Genomic DNA, 17,259 nt, shown 5'->3' with positions numbered 1-17,259 from the left:
CAAGTTCTCTGTATGCCATTCAGAGGCTGTTTTTCTATGATTTCGTCATTCTCTTTTTAAAATAATCACTCTTTTTTAGAATGCTAAATGCTTTTAGTGTAAAAGTATTGGCTAGTTAAAAAATAATTTATAAAGTTTCTAGGTTTCTTTGAAAAAATATTTTAAGTTTAGCCTAACTAAAAACTTAATTTTTGGATGTAGGGGCTTCTTAGCAATTATATTCTGACAAACTAAACTTAAATAACCATGAAACATTTCTACTTAGGGTGTTTGGTGCTGTTGTTATGCACATGCATAACAACAGTCTCCTATGCACAACAAACAGTTACCGGAAAGGTAACGGATCAGTCAGGACTGCCGCTGCCAGGGGTGAGCGTCCATGAAAAGGGGACTAAAAACGGAACTTCATCTAATGCTGCGGGAATTTACTCCATCACTGTAAAACCCGGGAGTGTTTTGACATTTAGTTCAATCGGATTGGTCACGAAAGAAGTAACAGTGGGTACCTCGGGGTCTTTAGATGTATCGCTTGTGGAAGACGCGAATGCATTGTCTGAGGTGGTGGTAACGGCTTTGGGTGTGAAACGTGAGTCGAAGGCCCTGGGTTATGCGGTGAATACGGTTTCCGGCAAGGACATTACGCAGGCTGGTGCAACCAATTTTGCTTCTGCATTGTATGGTAAAGCTCCGGGTGTGAGGATTGCTTCGGCTACCGGGGGTGCTACGAGTGGAGTGAATATCAATATTCGAGGAGTAAACTCTATCACAAATAAAACGCAACCGCTAATTGTCTTGGATGGTGTTCCTATTCGAGATGGAGAATTTAATAACAATGATTATTGGGGCGATCAGCGTATGAGGGGTAATGGTCTTCTTGATATCAATCCTGAGGATATTGAAAGCGTGTCAATTTTAAAGGGCGCTTCGGCCGCGGCATTGTATGGTTCGGAAGCTGTTAACGGTGTTGTATTAATTACTACTAAGAGCGGAAAAGGAAAGAGCGGATTCTCGGTAGATGTAAATGCCAATTATTCCGCCGATAAAGTTGCATACCTGCCAAGATACCAGAATGTAAGAGGTCCAGGAACACAACCTTGGTTAACTACGGTGGCAACTGCTCCTGACGGATTCGTTTATCAGGATTTAGATGGTAACGGATCTAAAGAAACGCGTGGGGTAGGTGCCTTCACGTTAAACTACGGTCCTAAATTTGATAATCAGCCGACATTGACTTGGGATGGTATGATAAGGCCATACGCTGCCCAAACCGATAATTTCGCTGATTTTTTTCAAACCGCGCATAATTCTAATATAAATGTTGCTGTGGCCAATAGCGGTGAAAATTCTAACATCCGTTTTTCTTTAACCAGACAAGATAATGAAGGTGTCAGCTACGGGGCAAAGAATGAAAAGAACATTGCCAACTTAAATAGTTCATTCAAACTTGGCAAAAAGTTTACTACAGATGTAATGGTGAATTATATTAATCAGTATACCCATAATCGTCCTTTTATGACTGACCGTATGATCAATAACTTTACGGGAATGATCAGCCGGTTTGATAATCCTGAATGGTATTATAATAAATATAAGACCAGTCGCGGGTACAAATATGTAACTGACCAGAATCAAAGTGTAACTCCTTCTGAAAACATTATCTATCCTGGTTTTAAAGCAGATGTTGCAGATTACGTCTGGAATGTAAGGGAGAATATAGAAAACGAGTTCAGTGACAGGGTCATTGGTAGTTTGACAAATACCTGGCAGATCATTGATGACTTAAAATTGCGGGTGAGGACTTCGGCGGATATGACATCAACTAAAATTGAAAATAAGAATCCCAATGAAAGACCGCTGGCTTTCGCAAATAGTGGTTCGTTTGCTTTTTCTAGTTATAGGGGAAATATTTTATATGGGGATGCCTTATTGACTTACACCAGGAAAGTCACAAATGACTTGACTTTAAGTCTGCTGGGCGGCTACACGGCAACCAGGGAAACTTATACTTCATTGCAAAGCCAGACAACTGACGGGTTAAGTGTAGAAAATTGGTTTGACTTAAAGGCTTCTGTAAACAGGGTTGGCTCAAATGACAGATATAATTTTCGAAGAAATCTTGTTAAGGATGCAATTCTAGGCACGGTGGGCGCAAGTTACAAAGATTATCTGTTTGTGGAAGGAACGATTCGCCGTGACAGGACATCAACGATGAATCCAAGGGCCAATAGCTTCGTTTATCCTTCTGTAAATTCTGGATTTGTTTTCTCCGATGCTTTACCCATGCCTGCATTTATCAGTTACGGTAAGTTGAGAGCTTCATTTGGTATTGTTGGTAACTACCCCGGAATATATGAGTCTAACGTGGCTTATACCCAAAATACTTTGGGAGCTCAGGGAGGAAGTTCAGTTTTATACAGTATTATTCCGAGTGCTTATGGGAATGAATTTATAGAGCCTGAGCGCAAAAAAGAATATGAATTTGGTTTAGAAATGAAGTTTTTAAAAGGACGTCTGGGTTTGGATGTTTCGTATTATAATGCTCAGGTTATCAATCAGATTCTGCCGTTGACTCTCCCTATGACGTCTGGTGCTTCATCAATATACGCCAATGTTGGAACATTGCGCAACCAGGGAATTGAGGTTGCGTTTAGCGGTACTCCGATTAAGTCAGCTAATTTTGGGTGGAACAGCACTATAAATTTCTCAAGCAATAAAAATGTTGTCGAGAAACTTGCTAATGGGTCGACGGAGTTGCAGCATGCTGACTATGATGGAAATGCAGCAGTCTTAAAGTCTGTCGTTGGGCAGCCTATGGGGGACCTTTATGTGCATCCTATACAGAAAAATGCGGCAGGTCAGGAATTAGTTAACAGCGACGGCCTCTACCAGATTGATGCGAACAACCTGGTTAAAGCGGGAAATGTGATGCCTAAAGTGGTTGGCGGATTTATAAATAATTTCCACTATAAGAATTTGTCATTGGATGTATTACTTGACTTCCGTCTAGGTGGTTCGGTTATGCCAACTGGTGTCAACTGGATGATTAGCAGGGGATTGCTGGAGGAAAGCTTAACCAATATGGACGCAGAACATGGGGGTATAAGTTATTACAGAGATGCAAACGGAAAGGGCGTTCAGACAAACGCAGCACAGGGACCGGGAGGCCAAACGGTCTACCATGATGGGATGCTGATTCAGGGTGTGCTTGAAAACGGTCAGCCGAATACCAATGTAATCTCACAGGCTTTTTACTATACACAAACCTATAATTGGGGAGGCCCACAATATAGTTATTCTCGTTACGAATTATACGTGAAGAAAAATAACTATGTGAAAATGAGGGAAATTAACTTGGGTTATAAACTACCTGCCTCAATAGCGAGCAAGATAGGCGCAAAGAATTTACAGGTTTCCGCTTTCGGCCGCAATCTTTTCTTTGTGTACAGGACACTGAAAGATCTGGATCCTGAACAGATGACTGGCGGTTCAAGATGGTGGCAGACAGTTAATAATGCGGGATCAAACCCAGCTACGAGAACTTACGGAGTAATGCTAAGGGCAGGATTTTAGGACTAATCAGTAAAACTAGAAAAAATGAAAAAGAAAATATTATATATAGCAATGATGTTGATGCCAGGTGTGTTGACCGTCTCTTGCAAAAAATCGAGTTTTGAGGATGCATACAGGGATCCATCAAAAGTCGTTAACAGTACAGTGGGAAAACAATTTAGCGGGATGGTTTATACGAATCGTGAATATGTGGTACCCTCATATTGGAATTATTTCGTTGTATTACGATTAACAACTAATATATACACTCAAAATGTAGGCTGGACCAATGCAATCGGTCAGTATGTGCCCGGTGCAGCAGCTGCTACAGATCGATGGAACAATTATTACAGTTTTTTAGCGCAGTATCGCGAACTGCAGAAAATCTATGGTAACTTAACCCCGGCTGAACAAATCGACAACAAAATTTATATGATTAGTGCAGCTATTTATTTTTATGATCATAGTCAAAAAGTAGTTGATCTGCATGGAGATATTCCATGGGCTGATGCGGGTAAGTTAAGCACAAATGGTGGTGCATATGGCAATTCCTATGCAAAATATCAGAATGCAGAAGAGATTTATTCCATTATGTTGGATGATCTGAAGAAATTTTCAGATGAACTACCTGCTATCAACATTAATCCTGGACTGTTGGAAGAGTTCAAGACACAAGATTTGATTAATAAAGGAAACATATTGTTATGGCGGAAATATTGTAATTCTTTGAGATTACGTATGCTCACGCGTGCTTCTTCTAAGGCCAATTTTACAGCCAGAGCTAATGCGGAAATCGCTGAGATTCTAGGCAACCCGTCGAAATATCCCCTGGTGGCAAGTAACGATGATAATATTATGCTAAAGGTTTATGATTTGAGCAGTGATATCAATGCCAAAGGCTTCCAAACAGGACTTGAAGACTGGAATGGTAATATTGCTGGTAAGAAAATGATTGACCTGATGAAAACCACTGCTGACCCAAGATTACGGGCTATGTTTGAGCCGGGAGTCAATGCTGGCGGCAATTACATTGGCTTGGATCCTGCTCTCGACGCAACCGCTCAAACAGCTCTGATAGCCGGTGGAACGCTGGCGATTTACAACCGGTCTACGATAAGCCGTAATCAATATTTTCCAGGTATACTAATTACAGCGGCAGAGGTTCAGTATTTATTAGCGGAATATTATTTGAAAGCCGGAAATGACGCAGCTGCAAAAACTTCATATGAGACTGGAATTGAACAATCTATAAATTATTATTATTGGTTGCGGACATTAAGCAATAACAATACTGCCGGTGCATTAACCCCGACAAATGCAACTCAAATAAATGCTTATAAGTCAAACGCTACAATTGCATGGTCTGGTGTAACAATTGCCAAACTTAATCTAATTGCGACACAAAAATGGCTTCATTACAGCGTAGTCCAGCCTTTGGAAAATTGGTCGGAAGTACGAAGATTGGATTTGCCTGCTTTAAGTTTCCAGACGGATAACTCGAGTGCACAGAAGACCCCACCTAATAGGTGGTTGTATCCATCTGCTGAAGCAACGTACAATACGGCCAATTACCAGACGGTTCAGGCTAAAGACAATTTGCAGACCAAAATTTTCTGGGACGTAAACTAACAATTCCTAAATTTTAACCTGAAGTGCGGCAGAACATGCCGCACTTTTTATTTAAATTGTATTTATGTTATTTTCTATTCACAACAAGTGGTCATTTTTCAAGCTTTTGATTGCGGTCCTTGTCTTGCTGTTTCTCCTGATTTTTCCAAAACGCGGTTCTGCCCAGGGCAATCTGCATCAGCAATCTTCGACCTATGAATGGCCGGCCGACCCATTGGTAAAGGCCAGGCTGGACAAATGGCAGGACCAGAAATTTGGTATGATCATTCACTGGGGCATCTATGCTGTTCCGGGGATTATTGAATCCTGGTCGGTGTGTTCTGAAGACTGGATAGAACGCGACAGCACTAAAAGCTATGACGACTATAAGAAATGGTACTTTGGCTTGAGCAAGGATTTTAATCCGGTTAAGTTTGATCCGTCGGTCTGGGCCAAAGCCGGTAAAGATGCGGGGATGAAATACCTGGTTTTTACGACCAAGCACCATGATGGTTTTGCCATGTTTGATACGAAAACTTCTGATTATAGCATTGCTAAGGGACCGTTTGCCGGTAATCCGAAAAAGGACGTGGCCAAATACGTCTTTGATGCTTTTAGAAAGGAGGGCTTTATGATCGGTGCTTATTTTTCTAAACCGGACTGGCACTCCGAATATTACTGGTGGCCCAAATATGCGACGGCAGACAGGAACAACAATTATGACCTGCGCAAACATCCCTGGAGATGGAATAAGTTCAAAGACTATACTTATAATCAGATTAGTGAATTGATGCACAACTATGGGAGTATGGATATTCTTTGGCTTGATGGGGGTTGGGTAAGGCCATTGGAAAGTGTAAATGATGAAGTACGTGCCTGGGGTGCAGCTATCCCGGCCTGGAGCCAGGATATTGACATACCGAAAATTGCCAGTATGGCAAGAGAGGCGCAGCCTGGTCTTCTGGTTGTAGACAGAACGGTGCATGGCCCATACGAAAACTACCAGACGCCTGAGCAAAAGATTCCGGAAGGACAGCTGGACCATCCCTGGGAAAGCTGTATTACGCTTGGCGGTGCCTGGGGCTTCGTAAATAATGAACAATATAAACCAGCGGGACAAGTGATCCACAGTCTGATCGAAATTGTGGCAAAGGGCGGAAGCCTGCTTCTGGGCGTGGGGCCTAAGGCTGACGGGACGGTTCCTGCTGAAGCGATCCAACGGCTCGAAGAGATTGGAAAATGGCTTAACGTAAATGGTAAGGCGATCTATAACACCCGGATTACGAAAGAGTACCATGATGGCGATACCTGGTTTACACAGTCGAAGGATGGAAGGACAAAATATGCGTTGATCTGCCTGAAGGCGGGGCAGGCAAGTGCTGAATATGTGAGCTGGAAAGGTAATGTGCCGCTGAGGGGTTCGAAAGTTATTTTACTTCAGACCGGTCAACCAATGAAATGGGGGCAAGTTGGGAAGGAGACAAGGGTATGGTTACCTAAAAATCTTCCTTCAGATTTGCCGGCGCTGGCCTTTGCATTTAAGACGCTATAGACTTGTAATTGATTGGGCAGAAGATAAATTTTTTGATTCTGTGTTTCTGTTTTGAACTTGCAAGCAAAAAGGCTTATTTTTAGCGTTTCTTTTTAAGAGTCCTATTGTCTAAAATGTTTCGCCTCCTGCTCTGTATTTGCCTATTTCCGTTCTTTGCCGCTGCACAGCCACCGGAGATCAGGTACGCTACACCACAGATTTATATATTGAACCGGACGATTGCGCCACTGGTACCTGACAATCAAGGTGGGACTGTACCAGCGGTGATCCACAATGAGGTGAGTACTTTTGCCGGGAGTGGTGCACCGGGTGGGCAGGACGGAAGAGGTGTTTCAGCTACTTTTCAAAACCCTGCTTCTATTGCCACAGATGATGATGGTAACCTGTATGTAGCGGACTCTTTTAAAAGTGTCATCAGAAAGATCACACCAGAAGGCGAAGTGACCACTATTGCAGGGGGCGGTACAGGGGCTTTCGCTGACGGGAATGGCAGGAAGGCTTTTTTTAGTGCGCCTTTTGGAATAACGCGTGATAAAAAGGGAGATCTATTTGTGTCTGATGCCAACAATAGCCGGATTCGTAGAATTAATTCCTCTGCGGATGTAACTACTTTTGCGGGGAGTGCCAGCACCGGAAAAAAAGATGGCTTGGGCACTGCTGCTACATTTTATCACATCGTTGGGATTGCTATTGATCTTTCCGGAAATCTATACATCGCTGACAGCGGCAACTCACTGGTGAGAAAGATCGCCAGTGATGGAACCGTAACGACATTTGCCGGAAATGGCAAGACTGGCAGAATTGATGGATCCAGGTTAAACGCAAGTTTCAATGTGCCGGTATGTGTGGCTACAGACGATGCTGGTAATATTTATGTTTCTGATCATTACAATCACCTGATCCGGAAGATAACGCCTGATGGGATGGTAAGTACTTTAGCAGGTAGCGGCACTGCTGGGTTTAATGACGGAAAGGGCAGTGCTGCAAGTTTTAAAAATCCATGGGGCCTGGCTGCTGACCGTGCCGGGAATGTCTATGTGGCTGACTACAGCAACAACCTGATCAGAAGAGTATCGGCAAATGGAAGGGTGACAACCATTGCGGGCAACCGTACTTTTGGTTCTGCTGACGGGCCTTTGCTGTCTGCAAGCTTCAATAATCCGATGGGAATTGCGGTGGACAAATTTGAAAACATTTATGTGGCTGATTACTTTAATCATAAGATACGCAAAATCACTTTAGGCGGTTATACCATTGACAGAGTGCTTCCGTCCGGGCTGTTTTTTGATCCCAAAACGGGTGTCATTTCAGGTACTCCGCAGGAAATCTGGCCGGCAACGGTGTATACCATAACTGGATACAATGTCCTTGGGAACAGCACTGCAATGGTCACGATCGAAGTGGGAGTATCTGTTAAAGCTTCCACAAAAATCCCAAGCGCTTTTTCTCCAAATGGTGATGGGATCAATGATACCTGGGTGATAAAAGGACTATCCAATGATCCGGGCTGCAAGGTTCTTGTTTTTAATCGGAGCGGCACTATTGTGTTTGAATCCGGGACAGGTTATGATGTGGCCTGGAATGGGGTGTATCACGATCAGATGTTGCCAGTGGGTGTTTATTACTATGTGCTCAGCTTTAGTGATGGTCAGAAATCATCAGGTTCAGTAATGGTGTTGAAATAAGGTGTTGCTTTAGATTACAGCACTTAAATCCTCTTAAATCTATTCTTTAATTTCAGAATTGGCTTTTCTGCCAGTAAATGCGAAGCCATTCCTACTGTTATGGCCACTAATATATTTTGAGGGAACTTGTTGACCCAGAGATCATTTTTATCTGTGAGGAAAAGTTGCTGCCATACATATAATGAATAAGAGGCAATACCAAGGTGCGAAATGAATTTTTTATTGAGGAAATCGGAGGCTTTTGATGGGATGTACATGGCCCAGAACAATAAGAACATGATGCTGATATTGTTCAAGGTAATTCCGACGGTCAGATTGTATGCTGCCTGCAAGTACCAGGTCAGAACCGGGGAAATCACGAACAGAAAGAACATCACTACGACGATGAGTTTTTGATTTTCGACGTATTTGAAATATTTTTCTCTGAATTGCGGCGCTTGTTCCAGCAATGCGGCCAAACAGCCGATCATGATGGCGTCGCCGCCGGTATGGAGCATTTCACTGACATGCGGCCTGCTGTTTGGAAGAAAAAGAAAGGTCACGATCCTAAGAAATGGCATGATAGCGACTATTACCAGAATGATTTTAATGAGCGTAAGTCTTTTAAATTTGACAAAGGTAACAGGCCAGAGCAGGTAAAACTGCTCTTCCATGGAAAGCGACCAGAAATGACCCATAAACCAATTTCCTTTGTCTGCTTCTGCACCTACGTCGTGGATGAACAAATGCTTATAATTCCATAGATAGAATGCAGCAAATAGTATTAGCGAATAATCCGTGAAGATATCGGGCAGAATGGTCCATTTGAGCAGAAGGATGGCAAAGATGTAAAGGAAGAATGTGGGGAAAATCCTGAACATTCTTCTGATGTAAAAATCCCGGATGTTTACTTTGCCGTTTTTTTCTTGTTCTTTGAGCAGGAGTCTGGTGATCAGGTAGCCGCTCATGACAAAAAATATCCTTACTCCAAGATGTCCGAAGCCCGAAATATAATAGACGAAGATTTTGTGATTGGCAGCAAATTCGGGGGTAGTTTGAAATGCGTGCGCAATCAATACCATAATGATAAAAGTCCCTCTTATTCCGTCAAGGCTTTTTATTCTATTCTGCCCTGACATATCTTACCTTTTTAGAAAGTTTTGCGAATGGCGTTTCTATATATCTCCAGAATAGCCACGCAAGTGCATAGGTGCAAACAGAAGCCAAAATGAACAAGATCCAATAATAGTCCGGTGAAACACGCCGTTCGAGTAAGTTGATCAGTTTGATGCCTATCGGGAAATGGATGAGATAAAGTGAATAAGAGATCTTGCCCGTAAAATCGAGAATCCCGTGTTCAGGTTGTTTGTAAAAGATGATACTTCCAATGGTGAGCGCAGCAGCTATTGCAGAACCGGGGCCTTTGTAGATAAAGACGAAGATGATCAGTGCAGTTAAAACGATGAGTTCCAGTACCGGCTTCTTTTCTGAAGTATAGATTAGATAGCCTGTAATGCCGATCAGGAAAAATATAATGTATTGGAGCAGCATAAAGTGAGCTGCCAGTGGGGTTAGGCTTAGCGCAAGAAGGGCAGGAAACCCCAATAGGACAGACAGATTTTTATAGCGGTTCAATAAAACAAAGAAAAGTCCTATAAACAGATAATACTCGGCTTCTACACGCAGGGTCCAAAATACAGGATTACTTGTTGGTACATGAGCATAGAAGAGGCTTTTAATAATTGAGACGGGCGTTTCAGGATTGGGCTGGTTCCTGAGGTGATAAGAAATTGCCGCAAGTATCAGGGTGAGCGCCAAAGCAATAAGATACGGCGGGTGCATGCGTAAAAAACGCTTGTAGACAAATTGAAAATACGATCTTACCGTATACCTGGCCAGGTGCAGACTATATGGAATTACCAATCCTGAAATGACAAAAAAGATGTCAATACTGTTTACGGTATACTTTTCAATTCCTTTAAAAAATCCGGGTAATACAGTTCCTCCTGCTATCGAATTTGCGAAATGGTTAAAGCAGACAGCCAGTACGGAAATGCCTCTTAATATTTCCAGACTTGTGAGCTTTTTAGATTTTAGCATGTTTTGATGAGGCGCAAGGCAAAAATACCTGAGACATTTAAATTTCTGTCGAAAATAAAGGAAGCGTCATGTTTTTTGCTTGTTCATTTTGTTCATTATGGTTTGGATGAATGGATTTATGGCTCGCAAGATGATGATCTATATATATTTGTTTCTGTAGATGTTTTGACTATATGAATTTACGCTTCTTTTTTCCGGTTTTCTTGTTCTGTTTGTTGTGTTCGATCGCGGTTGATGCGCAAACCTTGCCAGTTGGTCTGTTTGAGAGTACTGAAGAGGCCTTCAGAAGACAACAACTGCTCGTGAAAGATACTACTGGAGTTTCTTATATGGTCAGACCGATAAATGTCGCTCCAAAAAAAGAAGGGAAAATGATTATTTATCCTTTGCCTTTAGTTTGGAAGAACCAGATCAATGCACATCATCCGTATGGAATGAATGACGGATCTATGATCGCGTCTAAAGGTTATCAGACCCAACTGTCGGGTGGTTTTTTTGCTAAAGCCGGCCCTGTGAGCATTCAATTCCGTCCGGAGGTGGTCTACGCGGAAAACAATGACTATACAGAAATACAGGAAAGAATACATGGCGATAGGTTTACACTTGCTTACGCAGATTTTTCCAATTCAATTGACCTGCCTTCCCGTGTGGGGGACGGACCATATTCAAAGTTTGACTGGGGACAAAGCAATATCCGTGTAACATTTGATCCGGTTTCAGTTGGCTTATCGAATGAAAACCTTTGGTGGGGTCCGGGATCGAGGAGTTCTTTAGTGATGAGCAATAATGCCGCGGGATTTAAGCACCTTACTTTGAACACTTCCAAGCCAGTTAAGACTGCGATCGGTTCTTTTGAGGCGCAGATTATAGCCGGGCGGCTGGAAAATTCGGGGGTGGCTAAGCTGGAAGGGGAACTTTATACAGAGAAACCTGATGACTGGAGGTATATCAATGCAATGATTTTTACCTATCAGCCTAAGTGGGTGCCTGGATTATTTATAGGCTTTGACCGGTCTTTTGTGGTTTATAATAAAGATATGGGCAATGGATTTAGTGATTATCTGCCAATATTTTCATCAGGAACAAAGAAAAATCTGGATGCTGCTGGTCCGAACGGTGAACACACCGAAGATCAAAGGAAAAGAGATCAGTATTTTTCGGCATTCGCCAGATGGGTATTGCCTGAAAGTAAAGCCGAGATTTATGGGCAATTTGGCAGAAATGATTTTCCCTGGGATATAAGAGATGCATTGTCCGAACCAGAACATTCTCGGGCATACATTGTGGGTTTCAAGAAGTTAGTCTCATTAATCCCTAAAGACACGTATATACAATTTGGAGTAGAATTGACCCAGATGGAGGGATCAAATACGGGAAAAATAAGAGCACAGCCTGTATGGTATAAACACAGGCTTGTACCTGCAGGTTATACCAACAAGGGCCAGGTGTTGGGTGCCGGCATTGGCCCTGACGCCAATCTGCAGTCTTTCGAGGTGAGCTGGATCAACGGATTAAAAAGAATAGGGCTGAGGTTTGAAAATTTGACGAATAATGCGTCGCTCTCCAGTTTCGATAAAAAATGGTGGGACTTGTCTTTTGCAGGCAAATTTGACTGGAACTGGAAGGATTTTTTGCTGAGTTCTCAGGTGGCTTATGTCAGGTCTGTTAACTATCAATATGCTGATCCCGGAGCAAATAACCTTCAATTGCAATTTGGGATGTTATACGATTTTAAATAAAAAATATGTTAAAACAATTACGCAGCTTTTCTGCCTTATTTACAGGCGTTTTATTAATTCTTATCGTTTCTTCGTGTGGTACAGGAAAGAAAAGTGTTTATTTTTCCGATATAGGAAGTGAGAGTGTAAGTCATAAGGCTTCAGCAGAATATTTCGAACCGCTGATACAAACTGATGATATTCTGACAGTCAATATTCAAACTATTGATCCGCGTGCTACCACAGCTGTAAACCAGGGCGGCGGCACATCAGGGAACAACACAATGGGTCCGAATGATGCTGCACCGAATGGTTTTTTGGTGGATAAGGAAGGATTCATAGAGATGCCTATGCTAGGTATGATCAAAGTAGCGGAAATGAGTACTTCGGAAGCTAAAGAGGTGATCAGGAAAAAGGCTTCAACTTATTATAAGAACCCCACTATACAAGTGCGCTTTGCAAACTTCAAGATCACTGTATTGGGAGAGGTAGCTAGGCCGGCTTCCTATACCATCCCCAATGAAAAAATCTCCGTCTTAGACGCAATTTCGCTGGCCGGAGATCTTACAATCTTTGGAAAGCGGGAGGATGTGATGTTGATCCGCAACAATGGAGCGTATAAGGAAATTGCCAGGTTGAACCTCAATTCTTCAGAATTGATGGCGTCACCCTATTTTTACCTAAAACAGAATGACGTGCTGTACATCGAACCCAATAAGGCGAAGATTTCAACCAACAATGCACCTAAATTTCAGATCATCACAATAGCGATTGCTGCTGCCACGCTGATCATAACCGCAATAGCAAGATTTTAAGTTATTTTACACCACACCATGAGCAATACCAAACAGCTTCAGGATGATTTCTTCGGAGAAAAAAATCAGTTTAACTTTAAACAGCTGAACGCAAAATTTGTCAATAATTGGTACTGGTTAATCATTTCCCTTGCCATCTGTCTGTTGATTTCCTTCCTCTACCTGAGGTACACCTCTCCTGTATATGCAACGGGATCGAAAATTCTGATCACTGAAGATAAAGCTCCAAATCCGGGAGACGATGCCATGTCAAAGGCATTTGGCGGTAGATTTGGAATGGGTAACAATGCCGAGGCCGAGGCTGAAGTTTTGAGGACCCGGGTACTTATGGAAAAGGTTGTCAGAGAACTTAAAGCCTACATCAGCTATTTTCACAACGGTAATGTAAGACTTGTAGAATTGTACCATACTGCACCGTTCAAACTCACCGTACTTTCTTCACCCGACAGCATCCTGGAACAAACCATGGAGGTAAGAATAAACGGGAATAAGGTAAGTGTAAGCGGAGAGGTAGAAGTGACCGGTGAAGAGTATACGAGGGATGTAAATCTTTATCAGCAGTTTACTGTTCCCGGATTGGGTAAAGTATTGATCGAACGAGGTGTCGGAAGATCTGATCCAGACCAGTCCTATACAGTTAAAATTGGAACGGTAAGAGAGACTGTTGACGATTTTATGGAGCGTCTGGAGGTTCAGATACCGATACTTATGGTTAAGATCGTATCTCTGGATTTTACAGGTGAAGTGCCGAGAAAATCAGAAGATGTTTTAAACCGGCTTACCGCAGCCTATATAGAAAGTGCGCTTACGGATAAGAACAGAATAGCAGATAGCACCATTGCCTTTATAGAAAACAGATTGATCTATGTTGGTCAGGAGCTAGGAAGCATTGAAGGAAATGTTCAGAGCTTTAAGCAGCGCAATCAGATCACAGACCTTTCCGCACAGGCTACTCAGCTGATCACCTCTACTAAGGAATCTGTAGATGATCTTGGGAAAACTGAAACACAGCTGAGTGTCTTAAATTCACTGGAACAATATCTGAGTAATGCAAACGCCACTGAACGGATAGTCCCAAGTGGAGCACTACTTGAGGATCCGGGTTTTGCAGCGCTGATTGAAAGGTACAATACCATTGTACTTGAAAAGGAGAGGAGCAGTTTAAGCCAGACCGAGGCAAATCCTTATGTTCAAAACCTGAACACGCAAATTGCAAGCGCCAGGGCAGATATGCTCTCCAGTCTGAGGGGGCTAAAAAGATCTTTGGAAATTACAAAAAGAAGGGTCTTGTCGCAATCCAACAGGATTGCCGGTCAGGTAAGAAAGGTGCCTGCTGTCGAAAGAACCTACCTTGACTTATCCAGGCAGCAGCAGATTAAACAGGAGCTTTATGTATTTTTACTTCAAAAAAGGGAGGAGACAGCGATTTCAAAAACGTCTAATATCTCTAACTGCAGGGTGATTGAGCCACCGGTGTCCAAGGGACCGATCAGTCCAAAAAAAGTTAACTTGTATGGTTACGGATGCATCCTTGGTCTGCTGATTCCGATAGGCGTGATTTTGATGAAGGATAAATTGAATACCCGGATCATTTCCAGGACTCAGATAAGAAATTATACCCGTGTTCCTATTATTGGGGAAATCGGGCACAGTACTGAGCACAGACAGACCATCGTTGTTGCGCAGGATTCCAGAACACCAATTTCGGAGCAGTTCAGATCATTGAGGACAAACTTGTCTTTCTTTTTAAAAGGAAAGGAAAAAACCATTCTGATGACTTCGAGTATGTCTGGTGAAGGTAAATCATTCATCTCCTTAAATCTAGCAACTGTTCTTGCAATTTCAGGCAAAAGGGTAGTCATGATGGAGATGGACCTGCGCAGACCGAATCTGTCTAACAAACTGAATATTAAGAATGATTTTGGTTTTACCAATTATATCGTTAACAAGGATGTGTCTCCGGAAATGATCATCAAACCATCAGGAACTAATGAAAATCTTTTTGTGATCAGCTCCGGAAATCTTCCCCCAAATCCGGCTGAAATCATTATGAATGAGCGTACGGATCTGCTGATCAAGTACCTTGCTGAAAACTTTGATCATGTCATTATTGATGCGCCGCCAGTTGGAATGGTAACTGATGCACAGCTGTTGAGTAAATTCGCAGATCTGACATTGTATGTAGTTAGGCAACGCTACACACATAAGGATCAGCTCGTTATTCCTCAGGATATTTATGCAAATAAAAAAATGAGCAATATTGCGTTACTGGTCAATGATGTAAAGAGCAGTGCCAGCTATGGCTATGGTTATGGATTTGGCTATGGTTATGCATATGGTGCGAAAGAAGAGAAGAAAGGTCTTTTTGGAAAACTGAAAAAGAAATAGACATGAAAGGCTGGATGGAGTGGGGGCGCTTAATTTCCATCACAGGATCGGTTCAAATCCTCGTGCAGGCATTAGGCCTGATCAGTGGGATCTTGATTATACGACTTTTGTCTACCAGTGAATTTGCGCTTTATACGCTGGCCAATTCTATGCTGGCCACTACAACCGTTATGGCCGATAGTGGTATAGGTGCCGGCATCTTGTCAAATGGAGGTAAGGTATGGAACAGCAGGGAAAACCTTGGGAAAGTAATAGTTACAGGAATTGACCTCCGGCGAAAATTTGCACTGCTTACACTCATTATAGCATTACCGCTGCTTTTGTACCTGCTTATCCGTCACGACGCCAGTTGGTCTATGGCTTTACTAATTACTTTGTCATTGATCCCGGCATTTTACACGGCTTTATCCGATACGTTATACGAAATCCCTATGAAACTCAACCAGGATATCGCGGCATTGCAAAAGAATCAGTTGCAGGCTAATGTCAGTCGTTTTATATTGTTGATTTCTGCGCTTTATTTTTTGCCATTAACGGTCATTGCAATGGCCTGTACCGGTGTGACGAGGTTTTGGGCAAATGTAAAGCTGCGAAAAAGAGCACTGAAGTATGCCGATATGGAGCAGTCTGCTGATCGGGAAGTGAAAAGTGACATTGTGCAAATGCTAAAACGTACCATGCCAAGTACAATCTATTATTGTGCTTCGAGCCAAATCACCATTTGGCTGATTTCCATTTTTGGCGATACCACTAATATTGCACAGCTTGGTGCACTGGAAAGAATTGCAGGTATGTTAGGCCTTATTAGCGTGATGTTTTCGACATTGATCATTCCACGGTTCGCACGCCTTCCCCAGATTTCTAAATTACTGATATTAAGATTTCTACAGATATTGTGCGCCTTATTCCTCATAAGCTGTGCAATATGTGCAGTGTTTTATGTGTTTTCTGATCAGGTGCTGTTTATTCTCGGGCCAAAATACAGCAACTTGAATGCTGCGCTGATACTCGTAACAATAGCGGCTTGTCTTAAACTGATGGCGGGAGTTGCCAACTATCTTTCTGTGGCCAGAGGGTGGGCGATAGCTCCTGTGTTGCACATATCTGTAAGTGTTGTTGTTCAGGTGGCGCTGATCTGGTATATGGATCTGAGTTTACTCTATAATGTGCTGATCCTTTCTGTGATCAATGGGTGCATAGCATTGCTGCTCTACTGTGGTTATTTTTTTTACAGGGGTTTTACATCAATGGGGCTTTCTTATGAATAAACCGGCAGGCAATTGGCGATGGAAAAAGGTCCTCTCCGAGTTCAGGCTGTACCTGTGCAATGAGTGGGTCGCAGGGTTTCCAAGCCATACTTTCAGGAATTTTTATTACCGCAACATCATGAAGTTTAATATTGGGCCTAATTGTTCCATATTAATGCACTGTAAATTTGATTGTACTACTAACTTTAATATAGGTGAAAATTCAGTAATCAACCAACGCTGCAGACTGGATAACCGGGGAGGAATAAGTATAGGAGAAAATGTTTCCATCTCTGAGCAGGTGATCATCCTCACAGCAGATCATAACGTCGATTCAGCGGAATTTGAAGGCAGAAGTAAACCTGTGACTATTGGAGACTATGTTTGGATCGGAACAAGGGTGGTCATATTGCCGGGTGTATCTATCGGTAAGGGAGCTTTGGTGGCGGCAGGTGCGGTGGTAACCAAAGATGTAATGCCTTATGCAATTGTTGGCGGTGTGCCGGCCAGGGTCATTAGAATGCGGAGCGAAGACTTAAATTACAAAACCGGTTATCATAGATTGTTTCATTAGTATGCAGATGAAGAGAATTGTACAACAGGGGTTTTTCGTATTGA

Annotated in this window: 11 protein-coding genes; 9 read left to right on the top strand and 2 right to left on the bottom strand. The window is 42.5% G+C overall.

Annotation, left to right across the window (positions count from 1 at the left end; genetic code table 11):
• Positions 1–246: 246 nt before the first annotated feature.
• The 4 genes from QEP08_RS18775 (at position 247) to QEP08_RS18760 (ending at position 8,394) form a co-directional block, all read left to right on the top strand.
• Complete coding sequence (locus QEP08_RS18775) at positions 247–3,570, top strand: SusC/RagA family TonB-linked outer membrane protein (RefSeq protein ID WP_285060197.1); 3,324 nt, start codon at positions 247–249, stop codon at positions 3,568–3,570.
• Between the two features lie 24 nt (positions 3,571–3,594).
• Positions 3,595–5,178 (top strand): SusD/RagB family nutrient-binding outer membrane lipoprotein, encoded by a 1,584-nt coding sequence (locus QEP08_RS18770; protein WP_285060196.1) that lies wholly within the window; start codon positions 3,595–3,597, stop codon positions 5,176–5,178.
• Positions 5,179–5,242: 64 nt separating this feature from the next.
• The gene (locus QEP08_RS18765) at positions 5,243–6,709 is read left to right on the top strand and encodes an alpha-L-fucosidase (RefSeq protein ID WP_285060195.1); all 1,467 of its coding nucleotides are present in this window, start codon (positions 5,243–5,245) and stop codon (positions 6,707–6,709) included.
• Positions 6,710–6,822: 113 nt separating this feature from the next.
• On the top strand, positions 6,823–8,394 hold the full coding sequence (locus QEP08_RS18760; protein ID WP_285060194.1) for an NHL domain-containing protein: 1,572 nt from the start codon (positions 6,823–6,825) through the stop codon (positions 8,392–8,394).
• A gap of 23 nt (positions 8,395–8,417) precedes the next feature.
• Here the strand turns inward: QEP08_RS18760 and QEP08_RS18755 are convergent, their stop codons facing one another.
• Both QEP08_RS18755 and QEP08_RS18750 read right to left on the bottom strand, forming a co-directional pair.
• On the bottom strand, positions 8,418–9,512 hold the full coding sequence (locus QEP08_RS18755) for an acyltransferase family protein (protein ID WP_285060193.1): 1,095 nt from the start codon (positions 9,510–9,512) through the stop codon (positions 8,418–8,420).
• Entirely contained in the window at positions 9,496–10,473 is a 978-nt protein-coding gene (locus QEP08_RS18750; protein ID WP_285060192.1) for an acyltransferase family protein, read from the bottom strand. Before QEP08_RS18750 ends, QEP08_RS18755 begins: the two co-directional genes overlap by 17 nt.
• Before the next feature lie 212 nt (positions 10,474–10,685).
• Between QEP08_RS18750 and QEP08_RS18745 the strand changes: the two genes are divergently transcribed.
• From QEP08_RS18745 to QEP08_RS18725, 5 genes are read left to right on the top strand one after another with little or no spacing between them, the layout of a single operon-like run.
• Positions 10,686–12,212 (top strand): capsule assembly Wzi family protein, encoded by a 1,527-nt coding sequence (locus QEP08_RS18745; RefSeq protein WP_285060191.1) that lies wholly within the window; start codon positions 10,686–10,688, stop codon positions 12,210–12,212.
• 5 nt (positions 12,213–12,217) lie between these two features.
• The gene (locus tag QEP08_RS18740) at positions 12,218–13,006 is read left to right on the top strand and encodes a polysaccharide biosynthesis/export family protein (RefSeq protein WP_285060189.1); all 789 of its coding nucleotides are present in this window, start codon (positions 12,218–12,220) and stop codon (positions 13,004–13,006) included.
• A gap of 18 nt (positions 13,007–13,024) precedes the next feature.
• Positions 13,025–15,394 (top strand): GumC family protein, encoded by a 2,370-nt coding sequence (locus tag QEP08_RS18735; protein ID WP_285060187.1) that lies wholly within the window; start codon positions 13,025–13,027, stop codon positions 15,392–15,394.
• A gap of 2 nt (positions 15,395–15,396) precedes the next feature.
• On the top strand, positions 15,397–16,662 hold the full coding sequence (locus QEP08_RS18730; RefSeq protein ID WP_285060186.1) for an MATE family efflux transporter: 1,266 nt from the start codon (positions 15,397–15,399) through the stop codon (positions 16,660–16,662).
• Positions 16,655–17,215, top strand: coding sequence for an acyltransferase (locus QEP08_RS18725; protein WP_285060185.1), 561 nt, complete (start codon positions 16,655–16,657; stop codon positions 17,213–17,215). Before QEP08_RS18730 ends, QEP08_RS18725 begins: the two co-directional genes overlap by 8 nt.
• Positions 17,216–17,259 lie beyond the last annotated feature (44 nt).

Origin of the sequence: Pedobacter ginsengisoli, assembly GCF_030244015.1 — a bacterium.
In the GTDB taxonomy this organism is placed as follows: Bacteria; Bacteroidota; Bacteroidia; order Sphingobacteriales; family Sphingobacteriaceae; genus Pedobacter; species Pedobacter ginsengisoli.
Note: the sequence above shows the minus strand (reverse complement) of the source record. Positions and strands in the feature narration are given on the sequence as shown.